This is a genomic window from Bacillus cereus (assembly GCF_002564555.1).
Classification (GTDB): domain Bacteria; phylum Bacillota; class Bacilli; order Bacillales; family Bacillaceae_G; genus Bacillus_A; species Bacillus_A cereus_K.
Genome location: NZ_NUVD01000020.1, coordinates 401,187 through 416,014, shown reverse-complemented (window position 1 = coordinate 416,014; position 14,828 = coordinate 401,187). Strand labels below are relative to the sequence as shown.

Sequence of the window (14,828 nt, the reverse complement as noted above, 5' to 3'; positions counted from 1 at the left end):
TAGCTGTTCTAATATTTTACGCTTCTACAGATTTCTTTTTCTTAGCAGCTCTTTCGCGCTCACTCTTATCAAGAATCTTTTTACGTAGACGAATTGATTCTGGAGTTACTTCACAGAACTCGTCTTCGTTTAAGTACTCTAATGACTCTTCTAAAGTCATTAAGCGTGGTTTTTTCATTGTTGAAGTTTGATCTTTCGTCGCAGAACGAATGTTAGTTTGTTGTTTCATTTTTACAACGTTAACTGTTAAATCATTCTCACGAGTGTGTTCTCCGACAATCATACCAGCATAAACTTCTGTACCTGGTTCAACGAAGATTACACCACGGTCTTCAACTTGCATAATGCCGTATTGTGATGCTTTTCCTGCTTCAAGTGAAACTAGAACACCTTGGCGACGTCCACCAACTTGTCCAGCATGTACTGGTTGGTAGCTATCAAATGTATGGTTTAAAATACCGTAACCACGAGTTAATGTTAGGAATTCTGTAGTGTAACCAATTAAACCACGTGCTGGAACCATGAAAGTAAGGCGAACTTGACCGTTTCCGTTATTCACCATATCTAACATTTCACCTTTACGAGCACCCATAGATTCCATAATAGAACCAGTGTATTCTTCAGGTACATCAATTTGCACACGTTCTACAGGCTCACATCTTACGCCATCAACTTCTTTAATGATTACTTCCGGCTTAGATACTTGTAACTCATAACCTTCACGACGCATGTTTTCGATTAAGATAGATAAATGTAATTCTCCACGTCCAGATACAATCCATGCATCAGGAGAATCTGTATTATCTACACGTAAACTTACATCTGTTTCTAATTGTGAACGAAGACGCTCTTCAATTTTACGAGATGTAATGTATTTACCTTCACGACCTGCAAATGGGCTGTTATTTACAAGGAATGTCATTTGTAGTGTTGGCTCATCGATACGTAATAATGGTAAAGCCTCTTCATGCTCAACTGGGCATACTGTTTCACCAACGTTAATGTCTTCCATACCTGAAACAGCTACTAAATCTCCAGCTTTTGCTTCTTCAATTTCTTGACGTTTTAATCCAATGTAACCAAATAATTTCGTTACACGGAATTGTTTTACACTTCCGTCAACCTTCATTAATGCAACTTGTTGTCCTACTTTCATTGTACCGCGGAATACGCGTCCAACTCCGATACGACCAACATAGTCATTGTAATCAAGAAGTGCTACTTGGAATTGAAGTGGCTCTTCACTGTTATCAACTGGTGCTGGAATATGTTCAATAATTGTGTCAAACAATGATTTCATATTCTCTTCTTGATTTGCTGGATTTGAATCTAAGCTTGCTGTTCCGTTCATTGCTGATGCAAATACAACAGGGAACTCTAATTGATCTTCGTTTGCACCAAGCTCGATGAATAAGTCAACAACTTCATCAACTACTTCGTCAGGGCGAGCAAAGTCACGGTCAATTTTGTTTACAACAACGATTGGAGTTAAGTTTTGCTCAAGAGCCTTCTTTAAAACAAATCGTGTTTGTGGCATACAACCTTCATATGCATCAACAACAAGTAGAACACCATCAACCATTTTCATGATACGTTCTACTTCTCCACCGAAGTCAGCATGACCAGGTGTATCTAAAATGTTAATTCGTTTATCTTCATAGTGAATCGCAGTATTTTTCGCTAAAATCGTAATACCACGTTCTCTTTCTAGATCATTTGAGTCCATTGCGCGTTCTTCAATATGTTCATTCGCACGGAACGTTCCCGCTTGACGTAATAACTGGTCAACAAGTGTTGTTTTACCATGGTCAACGTGGGCAATAATTGCTATGTTACGTAAATCTTGTCGTTTTTTCAACATGTCCAACTCCTAGTGTCTTTTTAATCCTTCTCTATTATAAGAGCGAAGGGGATACAATGGCAATCAAAATAAGAGCAAGAATGAAAATATAGTTGTATTCTTACTTTTGTGAAAGTAAAATGAGATTGGAGGGTGAAGAAATGGAACACATTCAATATCGCTTTTTATTAACCGCAATTATCGGTGTGATTTTCTTAATTGGTATCGGCATTATGATTGCTGAAAATAGTCCCATCGGTATTATTATTTGCATTATCGGCACATTTGTTACAGTTGGATACGGTTTTGTAACAAAAAGAAAAATGCGTAAATCGCAATAACGTTAAAAAGTAAGAAGCTTCTTTCATAGCCTCTTACTTTTTTTGTTATTGCGATACGAATGGTAATATTTCTTCATATACCCTTGGTTTTCCAACTAACACACTGCTCTTCTCTACGATAGAAAGTGGATTTCCGGAGAATGTTGTCACCTTTCCCCCAACTTCCTCTACTATTATTTGTCCGCCACCAAAATCCCATGGTGATAATCTCGGTGTTACATATGCATCTATTCTTCCTGTTGCAACGTATACCATTTCTAATGCTGCACAACCATATGACCTAGTGCCTCTCGCTTTCTTAACAAGCGTCATCATTTTTTCCATATTAAGCAACGGGTTGTCGGTAAGCCATATTGCATTTAGAGCAATGATCCCTTGCTCTACTGTCCCTTCTTCCAGCATCGGAATAGATACATCATTACAAAAAGCCCCTTCCCCCTTTACCGCATGATATAATTCATTATGAACAGGGTCATAAATAAGGCCAATCTTTCCGATACCGTTCTCATAAATCCCAATTGAAATTGCGAAATTTCTTTTTTGATGAACAAAGTTCATCGTGCCATCAATTGGATCAATTAACCAAACAACCCCATCAGATGAAGTAACCTCATCTCCGTAACCTTCTTCGCCTAAAATATAATGGTCCGGGTATGTTTCTTTAATTTTCCCAATTAAAAACTGCTCCGTTTCTCTGTCCATATTCGTTACTAAATCCGCTGCATTTGATTTCGTCTCTATAATAAGGGCTTTTTTCATTGATACCATTAAACGCTCTCCTGCGTCTCGAATCCATTGTTTCGCGTGTGTATCGATGTCTTTCCATACCTCGTGCATGTTTAAACACTCCGATCTTTACTGTTCACAGAAAAAACGAACCCTTTATAAGGTTCGCACCAACTAATTTTTTATACATATACTATTATTACGCTTCTAAACGAATCATTTCAAGTCTTAACACTTCTAACTTTTGTACACACTCTTCTTTTTTCTGTTTATCGTTTTCCATCATCGCATCATATAAAGTTGCTAATTCATAATCTAGCTCCAAACGTAGCACCGGAATTCTCTTTTCAGCATCTGTTCTCTTTAACGCATTAATCACCTGTCTCATATTATTTGCCTCCTCCCAATATTCGTCTGCCCTCGGACTAGAATTAATTCAATTTTCTGATTTTTTGTTTTATACTATACTATGTTGGATAAATCATCTATGCAACAAAATTATATTTTTTTATTTAAATTTTTTTGTGCTGTTTTTTTTATGAATAGTACAAGCTATGCTAAAATAAAAGCAAAATAGGAGTTGGAGGAACAATCATGACACTACAAACATTCAAATCAACTGATTTTGAGGTCTTTACAGTTGATGGTCTCGAAGAACGAATGAGTGCAATTAAAACGAATATTCATCCTAAGCTAGAAGCTTTAGGGGAACAGTTTGCAGAGTATTTATCCAAACAAACTGATGAAAACTTTTTTTATCATGTTGCAAAACATGCACGTCGCAAAGTCAATCCACCAAACGATACTTGGGTTGCTTTTTCAACAAATAAACGGGGATATAAAATGTTACCACATTTCCAAATTGGGTTATGGGGTACTCATGCCTTCATATACTTTGGTTTAATCTATGAGTGTCCACAAAAAGTGGAGACGGCTCACGCCTTCTTAGAACATTTAAATGATTTAAAAACAAATATTCCAAATGACTTCGTTTGGTCCATTGACCATACTAAACCAAGTGTAAAATTACATAAAATACTTGAAACAGAAGACTTACAAAAGATGATTGAACGTTTAGCTACTGTAAAAAAAGCAGAATTATTAGTTGGTATTCATATATCACCAGAGGAGTTTTCAGCAATGACCAACGAACAATTCCTTGCTAAGATTGAATCTACGATGCAATCACTCCTTCCTTTATATGCACTTTGTAATCGATAGTAGAAAACGGACAATTTATATTGTCCGTTTTTAGTTGTTATCACATTATATCACTTCAGTTTTTATTTTTCAAAATATTTTTTACATTTTTACAATCTTTTGTTCTTCGACTTCTTTTGCCCTTTGAATGGCACGATATATTGAATATCCGCTTACCTCTTGAAACTCTTTATCAATTTTCTTTTCTTCTGCTTTCGACGGAACAATCTCTTTAAAGCGACGATATAACCCCATTAATTCTTCTCTTATTATCCCTTTTTCATGTGCTTTCTCAATGGCTTCATAAAACTTTACAATTGTAACCATTTCCTCATTTGACCAATCATAATCTAACGGATATTGATATTCCATTTTGCACCTCATTTATCATTTCTTCTTGTTTCAATATGCTATCTTAAAGAGGTTTTTTCCTTCTTTACTATAGCCACTTTGCATTATACACTATTTATTCATTTTGATGGAATTGTCTTCCTCTATTAATTATTTGAGCCTAACTATTAAACATACTCACCATAAAAATATTTTTTTCTATACATCTATAATTATTGGTGATATAATGCTTTTGTTTTATAGAAAATAAAGTGAACCTCCCATCTCAAAAACACTTTTGTGAATGGCAGAAAAACAAGCCTCATTTTAAAAAAGGACTTCCCCTTTTTTAAAACAGGATTATATAAAACAAATTACACTAAATATTATGAAGAAGAAGGGGTGTATAGATTGTCCCAATACGAAACACCATTGTTTACCGCTTTAGTTGAACACAGTAAGCGAAATCCAATTCAATTCCATATTCCTGGTCATAAAAAAGGACAGGGCATGGATCCTACATTTCGCGAATTTATTGGGCATAATGCGTTAGCAATTGATTTAATTAATATTGCGCCACTCGATGATTTACATCATCCAAAAGGTATGATTAAAGAAGCGCAGGATTTAGCTGCTGCTGCATTTGGTGCAGATCATACCTTCTTTTCTATTCAAGGTACAAGTGGTGCTATTATGACAATGGTGATGAGCGTTTGCGGTCCTGGTGACAAAATCCTAGTGCCACGAAACGTGCATAAATCAGTAATGTCAGCTATTATTTTCTCAGGTGCGAAACCTATTTTCATGCATCCTGAAATCGATCCAAAACTTGGTATTTCTCACGGAATCACAATTCAATCTGTCAAAAAGGCACTTGAAGAGCACTCAGATGCGAAAGGCTTACTTGTTATTAATCCAACATACTTTGGCTTTGCTGCAGACTTAGAACAGATCGTACAATTAGCACATTCTTACGATATCCCTGTACTAGTCGATGAGGCTCATGGCGTTCATATTCATTTTCACGATGAATTGCCGATGTCAGCGATGCAAGCGGGTGCAGATATGGCAGCAACAAGTGTTCACAAATTAGGAGGCTCTTTAACTCAAAGTTCTATTCTTAATGTGAAAGAAGGTCTTGTGAACGTAAAACATGTTCAATCTATTATTAGCATGCTTACGACTACATCAACTTCTTACATCTTATTAGCATCTCTTGATGTAGCAAGAAAACGTCTTGCTACAGAGGGTAAAGTGCTCATAGAACACACAATACAATTAGCTGAACATGTTCGTGATGCTATAAATGCTATTGAGCACCTTTACTGTCCTGGAAAAGAAATGTTAGGTACAGACGCTACTTTTAACTATGATCCTACAAAGATAATTGTATCTGTGAAAGATTTAGGTATTACCGGTCATCAGGCTGAAGTATGGCTTAGAGAGCAATATAATATTGAAGTAGAACTCTCAGATTTATACAACATACTATGTCTTATCACTTTGGGAGATACAGAAAGTGATACAAATACACTTATTGCAGCATTACAAGATTTAGCAACAACATTTAAAAATAGGGCGGATAAAGGTGTTCAAGTACAAGTAGAAATTCCAGAAATACCGGTGCTAGCACTTTCTCCTCGAGATGCTTTTTATTCGGAAACAGAAGTCATTCCATTTGAAAATGCAGCGGGTCGTATTATAGCTGATTTTGTTATGGTTTATCCACCAGGGATTCCAATCTTTACTCCGGGGGAAATTATTACACAAGATAATTTAGAGTATATTCGTAAAAATTTAGAAGCAGGTTTACCTGTACAAGGTCCTGAAGATATGACATTACAAACATTACGTGTTATTAAAGAGTACAAGCCTATCAGTTGATAGGCTTTTCTTTCACCTTTTTTCTCTTTCTTCATACGATACTAAAGAATGTAATGTAATAGGTGGGGATACCATTATGATTGTAATAGGCCGTTCTATTGTACACCCTTATATCACAAATGAATATGAGCCATTTGCAGCTGAGAAGCAACAAATTTTATCCATAATGGCGGGAAATCAAGAAGTTTATTCCTTCCGAACAGCTGACGAACTCAGCTTTGATTTAAATTTGCGAGTTAACATTATTACTTCTGCATTAGAACTTTTTCAAAGTGGATTTCAGTTTCGTACGTTTCAACAATCCTTTTGCAACCCTCAGTTTTGGGAAAGAACATCACTAGGGGGATTCCAGCTCCTTCCAAACAAATCACCTTCTATTGCCATCCAAGATATTTTCAAAAATGGGAAACTATATGGGACCGAATGCGCCACTGCTATGATAATTATTTTTTATAAAGCTTTACTATCATTGTACGAAGAAGAAACTTTCAACCGTCTATTTGCAAACCTTTTACTTTATACATGGGACTACGATCAAGATTTAAAGCTCATAACAAAAACAGGTGGTGATCTTGTTCCTGGCGATCTCGTTTACTTTAAAAACCCACAAGTGAATCCAGCTACGATTGAGTGGCAAGGAGAAAACACAATCTATCTAGGAAATTTCTTTTTTTACGGACATGGTGTAGGTGTAAAAACAAAAGAAGAAATTATCTACTCTCTAAATGAACGACGAGTCCCTTACGCTTTCATTTCAGCTTTTTTGACCGATACCATTACCCGTATTGATAGCCGTATTATGAGCCATTATGCTTCTCCAAACACACCTCAAACAGCCATAGGGTTTATTCCAATTAGAGATGATGCAATCGTTGCAACAGTTGGCCATACAACTACAATTTATTAAAAAAAAGCGCCCACACATGTAGGCGCTTTTTCTTATTATTAAGCTTTTGTATGATCTTTATGGTCACATTCGCAATGAGACCCACATTTCCCATATAGTACTGTTGATTTTTCATCTTCAAAATGTGCAATTGTTCCTTCACATACTTGGCATACGATTGTTCCCATTTTTCATTTCCCCCTAAGTTTTAATAGTAATCTACTTATTTATCATTAAGCTTTCGCATTATCTCTACTAGCACAGTCACAATTTGTACCACATTTTCCGTAAAGTACTGTCGTTTTCTCATCTTCAAAATGCGCGATTGTTCCTTCGCATACTTGACATACGATTGTTCCCATTTTCAATTTCCCCCTAAGTTTATGGTCCTAAAAACTTTTAGTTGTCCATTCCTATCAATTATTGGGCTTTTGTATGCTCTGTGTGATCACATCCGCAAGATCCACATTTCCCGTAAAGTACCGTTACTTTCTCATCCTCGAAGTGTGCAATTGTACCTTCACAATCTTGACATACGATTGTTCCCATTTTTCATTTCCCCCTAAGTTTATAATCCCAAAAACTTTTGTAACCGCTTAACTTTCTGTCTTTATTTTAATATGTTATACTTTTTACGTCAATAGGTTTTTAGTATAACACATTAAATATTTTTGATTTTAATTAGTATGCGATATTCACATAAAAAAACAGCCATATCCATACGTACGACTGTTTCACATTAATTATTCTTCAAATTCTGCATGCAATGACGTAGACGGAACAAGAAATTTAAAAAACTGAGCTAACTCCGCTGCTTCCTCTTCCGTTCCTAACTTAAAAATTTCCTGTATATATTGAACATTCTCCACATCATCTTGTCCAAGTAAAGTAGACCTTCCCGTTTGCATGCAAACAATAAGTGGCTTTCCAAAAAACATATTTGTATAAATAACCCCAAAATCATAACGAGTATCATGTGTCATAAATCCTAAAAATCGTACCTTCACACTTTCATGCTCATCATACAATTTTTCAAACATGGGCTTCCACCTTTCTAAATCACCTTTCCTACTTATAATATATTAAACAAAAAAAGTAATACTCCTTTTAATTGTCAAAAAATTCAGTAGGATGTAGAATGATATTATTCTATTAAGTTAGGGGGAACTTATATGCAACATGCCTTTATTACGCTTGTACCTAAATCCAATCAACAATCTGTTTCAATAGATGATATAAAACAACTTTTTCATTACTATAAAACAGTTACTTCCCAAACCGGCGTTCAAATTAATTATGCTTATACAAATACCGCTTTTCCTTATGAAATTTTAGATACATCAGCAACAACACTAAAACTTCAATCCAGTCATGATCGATATGACTCAATTTATGTTGGTGTTGGAACAGAAAATGAGCAATCTTTCATTCAAATTTCTTTACCACCTAATGCAACATTTGGTGATAAAGGAAAAGCAAATGAATTTTGCCGTTTTCTAGCGAAGAAATTAGAAGGAGAATTACAATTATTTAATGGAAGGACAATGTATTTCTATAAACGTTAGTTTAAAAAATGGAAAATATAATTAAAAAGAGTATACAATTCGAACACGTAAGAAATAAAGCCTGTTTCCTTACATGTAATACAAAACATGCAATCACATATGCTAAATAAAGAAATACGAAAAAGAGCATCACTTTATAATGAAACTTATCACCATTCGATAATGTTAAGACAACGGCAAAACCACTCCATAGTAAAAAATGATAAAATATAACATGTAAAATTTTCATGGAACCTTCTCCTTTGACATGCTCTATTTTATTAATATATGGGATTTAGTTTGAATCAATTACATATTATACGATAGTATTTATACTTCTTTTGAAGTAGCATATATTCGTAACAGTCCATTAAAGTATTATTCATTCGACAAGTACATATAAAGACCTTTACAAATCAGCTTATAAAAATAACCCACCTCTTAAAATAAGAGGTGGGTTATTTGCATTACTTAAATTATTTTACAATGTGAATTGGCATTCCAAGAGCAACTTCAGCTGCTTCCATTGTGATCTCACCTAATGTTGGGTGAGCGTGGATTGTTTGAGCGATATCTTCTGCTGTCATACCAGCTTCGATAGCTAAACCAATCTCAGAAATAATATCAGAAGCGCCTGCGCCTGCAACTTGAGCACCTACAAGAAGACCATCTTCTTTACGTGTTACAAGTTGTAGGAAACCGTCAGTGCTGTTTAATGATAATGCACGACCGTTTGCAGCGAATGGGAACTTAGATACAGCTACAGTCATTCCTGCTTCTTCTGCTTGTTTCTTAGTGTAACCAACAGATGCTAATTCTGGATCAGTGAAACATACTGCTGGAATTCCGATGTAATCGATTGCTGATGCATGGCCACTAATTGCTTCAACAGCTACTTTACCTTCGTAAGAAGCTTTGTGAGCTAATGGTGGTCCAGGAACGATATCACCGATTGCATAGATGTTTGATACGTTTGTACGGCATTGCTCATCGATTTCGATGATACCGCGGTCAGTCATTTTAACTCCAACTTGCTCAAGACCGATTTCTTGAGTGTTTGGACGACGACCTACAGTTACTAATACGTAATCTGCTTCTACAGTTTTCACTTCGCCGTTAACTTCGAAGCTAACTGTTACGCCAGTTTCAGTTTCTACAACGCCTTTAGCCATAGCTTTTGTATGGATATTTACATTGCCTTTTTTCTGAAGGGCACGTTTAACAACAGAGCTCATTGCTTTTTCGAAACCAGCTAAGATTTCGTCGCCAGCTTCTACTACAGTAACTTCTGTACCGAAGTTAGCATATGCAGTACCTAATTCCATACCGATGTAACCGCCGCCGATTACAACAAGTTTTTTAGGAATTTCAGGTAAGCTTAGAGCGCCTGTAGAGTTGATAACACGTTTAGAGTATTTGAATCCAGGAATTTCGATTGGTGTAGAACCAGTTGCAAGAACAGCATTTTTAAACGTATAAGTTTGAGCTGCATCTTCAGTCATTACGCGTAATGTGTTAGCATCTACGAAGTAAGCTTCACCGCGAATGATTTCAACTTTGTTACCTTTAAGAAGGCCTTCAACACCGCCAGTTAATTTCTTAACTACGCCGTTTTTCCATTCTTGAACTTTTGTAAAGTCAACTTTTACGTTCTCTGCAGTGATACCCATGTCATCAGAATGCATTGCATTCTCATAACGGTGACCTGCATTGATTAACGCTTTTGAAGGAATACATCCAACGTTTAAGCATACGCCACCAAGGTTAGCTTTTTCGATAATTGCTACCTTTTGACCTAATTGTGCTGCACGAATTGCCGCAACGTATCCACCAGGACCTGCACCAACAACGACTGTATCTAATTCAATTGGGAAATCTCCTACTACCATTGTTATTACGCCTCCATTACTAATAATTGTGGGTCATTCAATAGACGTTTAATTTGGTTTAATGCTTTTTGAGCAGTTGCGCCGTCAATTAAACGATGGTCAAAGCTTAGAGATAATGCTAATACTGGAGCTGCTACAATCTCACCATTTTTCACAACTGGTTTTTCAGCGATACGGCCGATACCAAGGATTGCTACTTCTGGGTGATTGATAACTGGAGTGAACCATTGTCCACCTGCAGAACCAATGTTTGTAATTGTGCAAGAAGCACCTTTCATTTCAGCTGGAGCTAAACGACCATCACGTGCTTTACCAGCAAGATCGTTGATCTCGTTAGAAATAGTGAAGATTGATTTACGATCTGTATCTTTAACAACTGGTACTAATAGACCTTTGTCTGTATCAGCTGCGATACCGATGTTGAAGTAATGTTTGTGAACGATTTCTTGAGAAGCATCGTCTAAAGCAGTGTTCAACATTGGGAATTCACGTAATGCAGATGTTAAAGCTTTAACAACGTATGGAAGGTAAGTTAATTTAATACCTTTGTCAGCTGCAACAGCTTTGAACTTCTTACGATGAGCAACAAGCTCAGTTACATCAACTTCATCCATTAATGTTACGTGAGGAGCTGTATGCTTAGAGTTAACCATTGCTTTCGCAATCGCTTTACGGATACCACTCATTTTCTCACGAGTTTCTGGATATTCACCAGCTGGGATTGGTTGTGCTTTTGGTGCTTCTTCTTTCGCTGCTGCTGGAGTAGCTTCTACTGCTGCTGGAGCTTCAGTTGCTGCTACAGTTTGTCCACCATTTGCAAATGCATCGATGTCAGCTTTCACAACGCGACCGTTCTTACCAGAACCAGCTACTTTATGAATGTCTACACCTTTTTCACGAGCATATTTACGAACAGATGGCATAGCGATTACGCGCTCATTTACTACTTCTGCAGTTGCTGCTGGAGTAGCTTCCGCTGCTGGAGCTTCTACTGCTGCTTCTTCAGCTGGAGCTGCATCATGATCGTCACCTTTAAATTTAAGGTTTTCGTATCCAGGAGCATCAAATTTAATTAATGTATCTCCTACGATTGCAACTGTTCCTTCTTCTACAAGTACTTCAAGTACTTTACCTTTAACAGGAGAAGGGATTTCTACTACTGCTTTATCATTTTGTACTTCAAGAAGTACATCGTCTTCATTTACTTCATCGCCTGGTTTAATAAACCATTTTACGATTTCACCTTCGTGGATACCTTCACCGATATCTGGTAGTTTAAATTCAAATGCCACGGAATTCAGCCCCCTGATTCATTTCATTATTATGGAATATGTACAAAAGAAACCAGCATGTGCTGATTTCTTTTGCACATGAAAAGCTAAAAATTAGAAGTTCATTACTTTGTTAACAGCTTCAACAATATCTTTGTGGTTTGGTAACCATACGCTCTCAGCTTGAGAGAATGGGAATACTGTATCAGCAGCTGCAACACGTACAACTGGAGCTTCTAAGTTTAAAATTGCACGGTCGTTAATTTCCGCTACAACGTTAGCTGCAATACCAGCTTGTTTTTGAGCTTCTTGAACTACAACTACGCGACCTGTTTTTTCAACAGAAGCGATGATTGTTTCGATATCTAATGGTTGAACTGTACGTAAGTCAACAACCTCTAAAGAGATACCTTCTTTTTCAAGTTCTTCAGCAGCTTTTAATGCAGCATGAACCATAGCACCGTAAGCGATAACAGATACATCTGTACCTTCACGTTTGATATCAGCTTTACCTAAATCAATTGTGTATTCGCCTTCTGGTACATCTTGACGGAATGAACGGTACAATTTCATATGCTCTAAGTAGATAACTGGATCGTTGTCACGAATCGCAGCAATTAAAAGACCTTTTGCATCGTATGGAGTAGATGGAATAACAACTTTTAGACCAGGTTGTTGAGCCACTAATCCTTCTAAGCTATCAGCATGTAGTTCAGGAGTATGAACACCACCACCGAATGGAGAACGAACTGTTACTGGAGCAGTCCAACGTCCACCAGAACGGTAACGCAGACGAGCTAATTGACCAGAAATTGAATCCATTACTTCATAAACGAAACCGAAGAATTGGATTTCTGGAACTGGACGGAAACCTTCAAGTGCAAGTCCAACTGCAAGTCCACCAATACCAGACTCTGCAAGTGGAGTATCCATTACACGATCTTCACCGAATTCAGCTTGTAAACCTTCAGTAGCACGGAATACTCCGCCGTTTACACCAACGTCTTCACCAAACACAAGTACGTTAGGGTCATTTTTCATTTCAACGCGTAAAGCATCAGTGATTGCTTGAATCATTGTCATTTGAGCCATGGCTTACTTCGACTCCTTTTCTTTGTAAATTTCATATTGTTCAGCTAAGTTGTAAGGCATTTTTTCGTACATGATTTCCATTAAATCAGTAACTTTTTGTTTTGGAGCTTGGTCAGCCTTAGCAATTGCTTGTTTGATATCTTCTTTTGCTTCTTCGATTACTTTCTCTTCAACTTCTTGAGACCATAGGCCTTTGTTTTCTAAGAATGCACGGAAGCGTACGATTGGATCTTTTTGTTCCCATTCGTTTTCGATATCTTTTGTACGGTAACGAGTTGGGTCATCACCAGCCATTGTATGTGGACCGTAACGGAATGTTAAAGTCTCGATTAAAGTAGGGCCTTCGCCGTTTACTGCGCGCTCACGAGCGAAAGCAGTTGCTGCGTATACAGCTAATGGATCCATACCGTCTACTTGAATTCCGTAAATACCTGCTGCTACTGCTTTTTGAGCTACAGTTTTAGCTGCAGATTGCTTTTCTACTGGAGTAGAGATTGCATAACGGTTGTTTTGTACAACGAAGATTGCTGGAGCTTTGAATGCACCCGCAAAGTTCATACCTTCGTAGAAGTCACCTTGTGAAGCACCACCGTCACCAGTGTAAGTAATTGCAACAGATTTTTTACCACGTAGTTTCATACCTAACGCAACACCAGCAGTTTGGATGATTTGCGCACCGATAATGATTTGTGGAGCAAGTGCATTTACATTCTCAGGCATTTGGTTACCCATGAAATGTCCACGAGAGAATAAGAATGCTTGGTATAATGGTAAACCGTGCCATACTAATTGTGGCACATCACGATATCCTGGTAAGATGAAATCTTCTGCTTCAAGTGCGAAATGACTCGCTAATTGAGAAGCCTCTTGTCCAGCTGTTGGTGCGTAGAAACCTAAACGTCCTTGACGGTTTAAAGAAATAGAACGTTGATCTAGTACGCGAGTATACACCATACGGCGCATTAATTCTTTTAATTGATCATCAGATAATTCAGGCATAGCTGCTTCATTCACAACTTCGCCTTTTTCATTTAAAATTTGTAATGTTTCAAATTGAGCTGCGATAGCTTTCATTTGCTCATCAACATTAAATAGGGTCTTTTTTGTTTTAGTACCCATTCCGTTCACCTCTTCCTCTCTTGAACCATATTCTGAAACGCTTTCACCAGCTATTAGCTAAACTGAAAACGCAACAATGTAAACCAACAAATTTATCTGTCGGTTGAGAATAATTTTGTGTACCTAACAATCTGTACTAATGTTTTTTCAAAAACTTATTAATACAATCTTGATCACGTTTTTTAGTTTACAACTATTCTAATTGCGATGTCAATTACTTTGAATACGTTTTTTTATAAATAATCTGCAGGTTTCTTCTCCACAAACGTGTTTTTATTTTTCACATCTGTATTAGTAAGCATTAACCTACTGTTATATTATTCCCTTTTTAACTTGTTTTTGCTCTTAGAATAATATGTAAACGATTTAATTCTCTTTAGTTTTTCTCTCTTCTCCACAAAAATATACAAACTCTTCTTCCTTTTTTAGGTAAACACCTATACATTTCCACACCCTCTTCCATACATTATAGTAACCGCAGTATTAGCGGGAAATGATAAAGGAGGTCATCTCATGTACGGATACTCATATTGCTATCCAACTTGTTCATATCCTTCCTACGGTTATGGCGGTTCTTGTGGCGGATCTGGACGCGGCTTTGCCTTAATCGTTGTGTTGTTTATCCTTTTAATTATCGTTGGTGCTGCTTGCATTCGCTAATGTAAAATGAAACAACTATGGAAAGAAACAGACGGCTTTGCCGTCT

19 protein-coding genes are annotated in these 14,828 nt (G+C 36.9%); 6 read left to right on the top strand and 13 right to left on the bottom strand.

Going from position 1 to position 14,828, the window contains the following annotated elements; translation table 11 throughout:
- Positions 1 to 16 precede the first annotated feature (16 nt).
- Positions 17 to 1,861, bottom strand: coding sequence for a translational GTPase TypA (gene typA, locus COI75_RS12720; RefSeq protein ID WP_000914754.1), 1,845 nt, complete (start codon positions 1,859 to 1,861; stop codon positions 17 to 19).
- Positions 1,862 to 2,001: 140 nt separating this feature from the next.
- Between typA and COI75_RS12715 the strand changes: the two genes are divergently transcribed.
- Positions 2,002 to 2,181 carry a DUF5325 family protein gene (locus COI75_RS12715; protein WP_000400127.1) on the top strand — a complete coding sequence of 60 codons (180 nt, stop codon included), beginning with the start codon at positions 2,002 to 2,004 and terminating at the stop codon, positions 2,179 to 2,181.
- A gap of 45 nt (positions 2,182 to 2,226) precedes the next feature.
- On the opposite strand, the gene COI75_RS12710 is transcribed toward COI75_RS12715, so the two are convergent.
- The gene (locus tag COI75_RS12710; protein WP_000545248.1) at positions 2,227 to 3,018 is read right to left on the bottom strand and encodes an inositol monophosphatase family protein; all 792 of its coding nucleotides are present in this window, start codon (positions 3,016 to 3,018) and stop codon (positions 2,227 to 2,229) included.
- An 88-nt stretch (positions 3,019 to 3,106) separates the two neighbouring features.
- Positions 3,107 to 3,295 (bottom strand): hypothetical protein, encoded by a 189-nt coding sequence (locus tag COI75_RS12705; RefSeq protein WP_001250168.1) that lies wholly within the window; start codon positions 3,293 to 3,295, stop codon positions 3,107 to 3,109.
- Positions 3,296 to 3,501: 206 nt separating this feature from the next.
- Between COI75_RS12705 and COI75_RS12700 the strand changes: the two genes are divergently transcribed.
- Positions 3,502 to 4,128 (top strand): YktB family protein, encoded by a 627-nt coding sequence (locus COI75_RS12700; protein WP_000175085.1) that lies wholly within the window; start codon positions 3,502 to 3,504, stop codon positions 4,126 to 4,128.
- 81 nt (positions 4,129 to 4,209) lie between these two features.
- Here COI75_RS12700 and COI75_RS12695 read toward each other — a convergent pair whose 3' ends face one another.
- Positions 4,210 to 4,479: a UPF0223 family protein gene (locus COI75_RS12695; RefSeq protein ID WP_000456548.1), complete on the bottom strand. Its 270-nt coding sequence runs from the start codon at positions 4,477 to 4,479 to the stop codon at positions 4,210 to 4,212.
- A gap of 369 nt (positions 4,480 to 4,848) precedes the next feature.
- Between COI75_RS12695 and speA the strand changes: the two genes are divergently transcribed.
- Complete coding sequence (speA, locus tag COI75_RS12690; RefSeq protein WP_000084894.1) at positions 4,849 to 6,321, top strand: arginine decarboxylase; 1,473 nt, start codon at positions 4,849 to 4,851, stop codon at positions 6,319 to 6,321.
- A gap of 76 nt (positions 6,322 to 6,397) precedes the next feature.
- Positions 6,398 to 7,228: a protein-glutamine gamma-glutamyltransferase gene (locus COI75_RS12685; protein ID WP_000635346.1), complete on the top strand. Its 831-nt coding sequence runs from the start codon at positions 6,398 to 6,400 to the stop codon at positions 7,226 to 7,228.
- 38 nt (positions 7,229 to 7,266) lie between these two features.
- Here COI75_RS12685 and COI75_RS12680 read toward each other — a convergent pair whose 3' ends face one another.
- The 4 genes from COI75_RS12680 to COI75_RS12665 form a co-directional block, all read right to left on the bottom strand.
- Positions 7,267 to 7,395 (bottom strand): GapA-binding peptide SR1P, encoded by a 129-nt coding sequence (locus tag COI75_RS12680; RefSeq protein WP_000536784.1) that lies wholly within the window; start codon positions 7,393 to 7,395, stop codon positions 7,267 to 7,269.
- A gap of 45 nt (positions 7,396 to 7,440) precedes the next feature.
- Positions 7,441 to 7,569, bottom strand: coding sequence for a GapA-binding peptide SR1P (locus COI75_RS12675; RefSeq protein ID WP_000536789.1), 129 nt, complete (start codon positions 7,567 to 7,569; stop codon positions 7,441 to 7,443).
- 58 nt (positions 7,570 to 7,627) lie between these two features.
- Complete coding sequence (locus COI75_RS12670; protein WP_000536778.1) at positions 7,628 to 7,756, bottom strand: GapA-binding peptide SR1P; 129 nt, start codon at positions 7,754 to 7,756, stop codon at positions 7,628 to 7,630.
- Positions 7,757 to 7,950: 194 nt separating this feature from the next.
- Entirely contained in the window at positions 7,951 to 8,247 is a 297-nt protein-coding gene (locus COI75_RS12665) for a DUF3055 domain-containing protein (protein ID WP_000462034.1), read from the bottom strand.
- A gap of 132 nt (positions 8,248 to 8,379) precedes the next feature.
- On the opposite strand from COI75_RS12665, the gene COI75_RS12660 reads away from it, so the two are divergent.
- On the top strand, positions 8,380 to 8,772 hold the full coding sequence (locus tag COI75_RS12660) for a DUF1885 family protein (protein WP_001163311.1): 393 nt from the start codon (positions 8,380 to 8,382) through the stop codon (positions 8,770 to 8,772).
- A gap of 1 nt (position 8,773) precedes the next feature.
- Here the strand turns inward: COI75_RS12660 and COI75_RS12655 are convergent, their stop codons facing one another.
- The 5 genes from COI75_RS12655 to pdhA all read right to left on the bottom strand — a co-directional run bounded on the left by COI75_RS12655 (position 8,774) and on the right by pdhA (position 14,122).
- Complete coding sequence (locus tag COI75_RS12655; protein WP_000697467.1) at positions 8,774 to 9,001, bottom strand: hypothetical protein; 228 nt, start codon at positions 8,999 to 9,001, stop codon at positions 8,774 to 8,776.
- Between the two features lie 226 nt (positions 9,002 to 9,227).
- A complete protein-coding gene (gene lpdA, locus COI75_RS12650) occupies positions 9,228 to 10,640 on the bottom strand; it encodes a dihydrolipoyl dehydrogenase (protein ID WP_000260110.1) in 1,413 nt (470 codons plus the stop codon).
- 5 nt (positions 10,641 to 10,645) lie between these two features.
- A complete protein-coding gene (gene pdhC, locus COI75_RS12645) occupies positions 10,646 to 11,932 on the bottom strand; it encodes a pyruvate dehydrogenase complex dihydrolipoyllysine-residue acetyltransferase (RefSeq protein WP_000863411.1) in 1,287 nt (428 codons plus the stop codon).
- A 93-nt stretch (positions 11,933 to 12,025) separates the two neighbouring features.
- On the bottom strand, positions 12,026 to 13,003 hold the full coding sequence (gene pdhB / locus COI75_RS12640; protein WP_000068164.1) for a pyruvate dehydrogenase complex E1 component subunit beta: 978 nt from the start codon (positions 13,001 to 13,003) through the stop codon (positions 12,026 to 12,028).
- Between the two features lie 3 nt (positions 13,004 to 13,006).
- A complete protein-coding gene (pdhA, locus tag COI75_RS12635) occupies positions 13,007 to 14,122 on the bottom strand; it encodes a pyruvate dehydrogenase E1 component subunit alpha (protein WP_000536893.1) in 1,116 nt (371 codons plus the stop codon).
- 513 nt (positions 14,123 to 14,635) lie between these two features.
- On the opposite strand from pdhA, the gene COI75_RS12630 reads away from it, so the two are divergent.
- The gene (locus tag COI75_RS12630) at positions 14,636 to 14,782 is read left to right on the top strand and encodes a YjcZ family sporulation protein (RefSeq protein ID WP_000274562.1); all 147 of its coding nucleotides are present in this window, start codon (positions 14,636 to 14,638) and stop codon (positions 14,780 to 14,782) included.
- Positions 14,783 to 14,828: the final 46 nt, after the last annotated feature.

Coding starts and splice junctions, on each gene's coding strand:
- typA (WP_000914754.1), bottom strand. CDS start 1,861: ATGTTGAAAAAACGACAAGATTTACGTAACATAGCAATTATTGCCCAC.
- COI75_RS12715 (WP_000400127.1), top strand. CDS start 2,002: ATGGAACACATTCAATATCGCTTTTTATTAACCGCAATTATCGGTGTG.
- COI75_RS12710 (WP_000545248.1), bottom strand. CDS start 3,018: ATGCACGAGGTATGGAAAGACATCGATACACACGCGAAACAATGGATT.
- COI75_RS12705 (WP_001250168.1), bottom strand. CDS start 3,295: ATGAGACAGGTGATTAATGCGTTAAAGAGAACAGATGCTGAAAAGAGA.
- COI75_RS12700 (WP_000175085.1), top strand. CDS start 3,502: ATGACACTACAAACATTCAAATCAACTGATTTTGAGGTCTTTACAGTT.
- COI75_RS12695 (WP_000456548.1), bottom strand. CDS start 4,479: ATGGAATATCAATATCCGTTAGATTATGATTGGTCAAATGAGGAAATG.
- COI75_RS12685 (WP_000635346.1), top strand. CDS start 6,398: ATGATTGTAATAGGCCGTTCTATTGTACACCCTTATATCACAAATGAA.
- COI75_RS12680 (WP_000536784.1), bottom strand. CDS start 7,395: ATGGGAACAATCGTATGCCAAGTATGTGAAGGAACAATTGCACATTTT.
- COI75_RS12675 (WP_000536789.1), bottom strand. CDS start 7,569: ATGGGAACAATCGTATGTCAAGTATGCGAAGGAACAATCGCGCATTTT.
- COI75_RS12670 (WP_000536778.1), bottom strand. CDS start 7,756: ATGGGAACAATCGTATGTCAAGATTGTGAAGGTACAATTGCACACTTC.
- COI75_RS12665 (WP_000462034.1), bottom strand. CDS start 8,247: ATGTTTGAAAAATTGTATGATGAGCATGAAAGTGTGAAGGTACGATTT.
- COI75_RS12660 (WP_001163311.1), top strand. CDS start 8,380: ATGCAACATGCCTTTATTACGCTTGTACCTAAATCCAATCAACAATCT.
- COI75_RS12655 (WP_000697467.1), bottom strand. CDS start 9,001: ATGAAAATTTTACATGTTATATTTTATCATTTTTTACTATGGAGTGGT.
- lpdA (WP_000260110.1), bottom strand. CDS start 10,640: ATGGTAGTAGGAGATTTCCCAATTGAATTAGATACAGTCGTTGTTGGT.
- pdhB (WP_000068164.1), bottom strand. CDS start 13,003: ATGGCTCAAATGACAATGATTCAAGCAATCACTGATGCTTTACGCGTT.
- pdhA (WP_000536893.1), bottom strand. CDS start 14,122: ATGGGTACTAAAACAAAAAAGACCCTATTTAATGTTGATGAGCAAATG.
- COI75_RS12630 (WP_000274562.1), top strand. CDS start 14,636: ATGTACGGATACTCATATTGCTATCCAACTTGTTCATATCCTTCCTAC.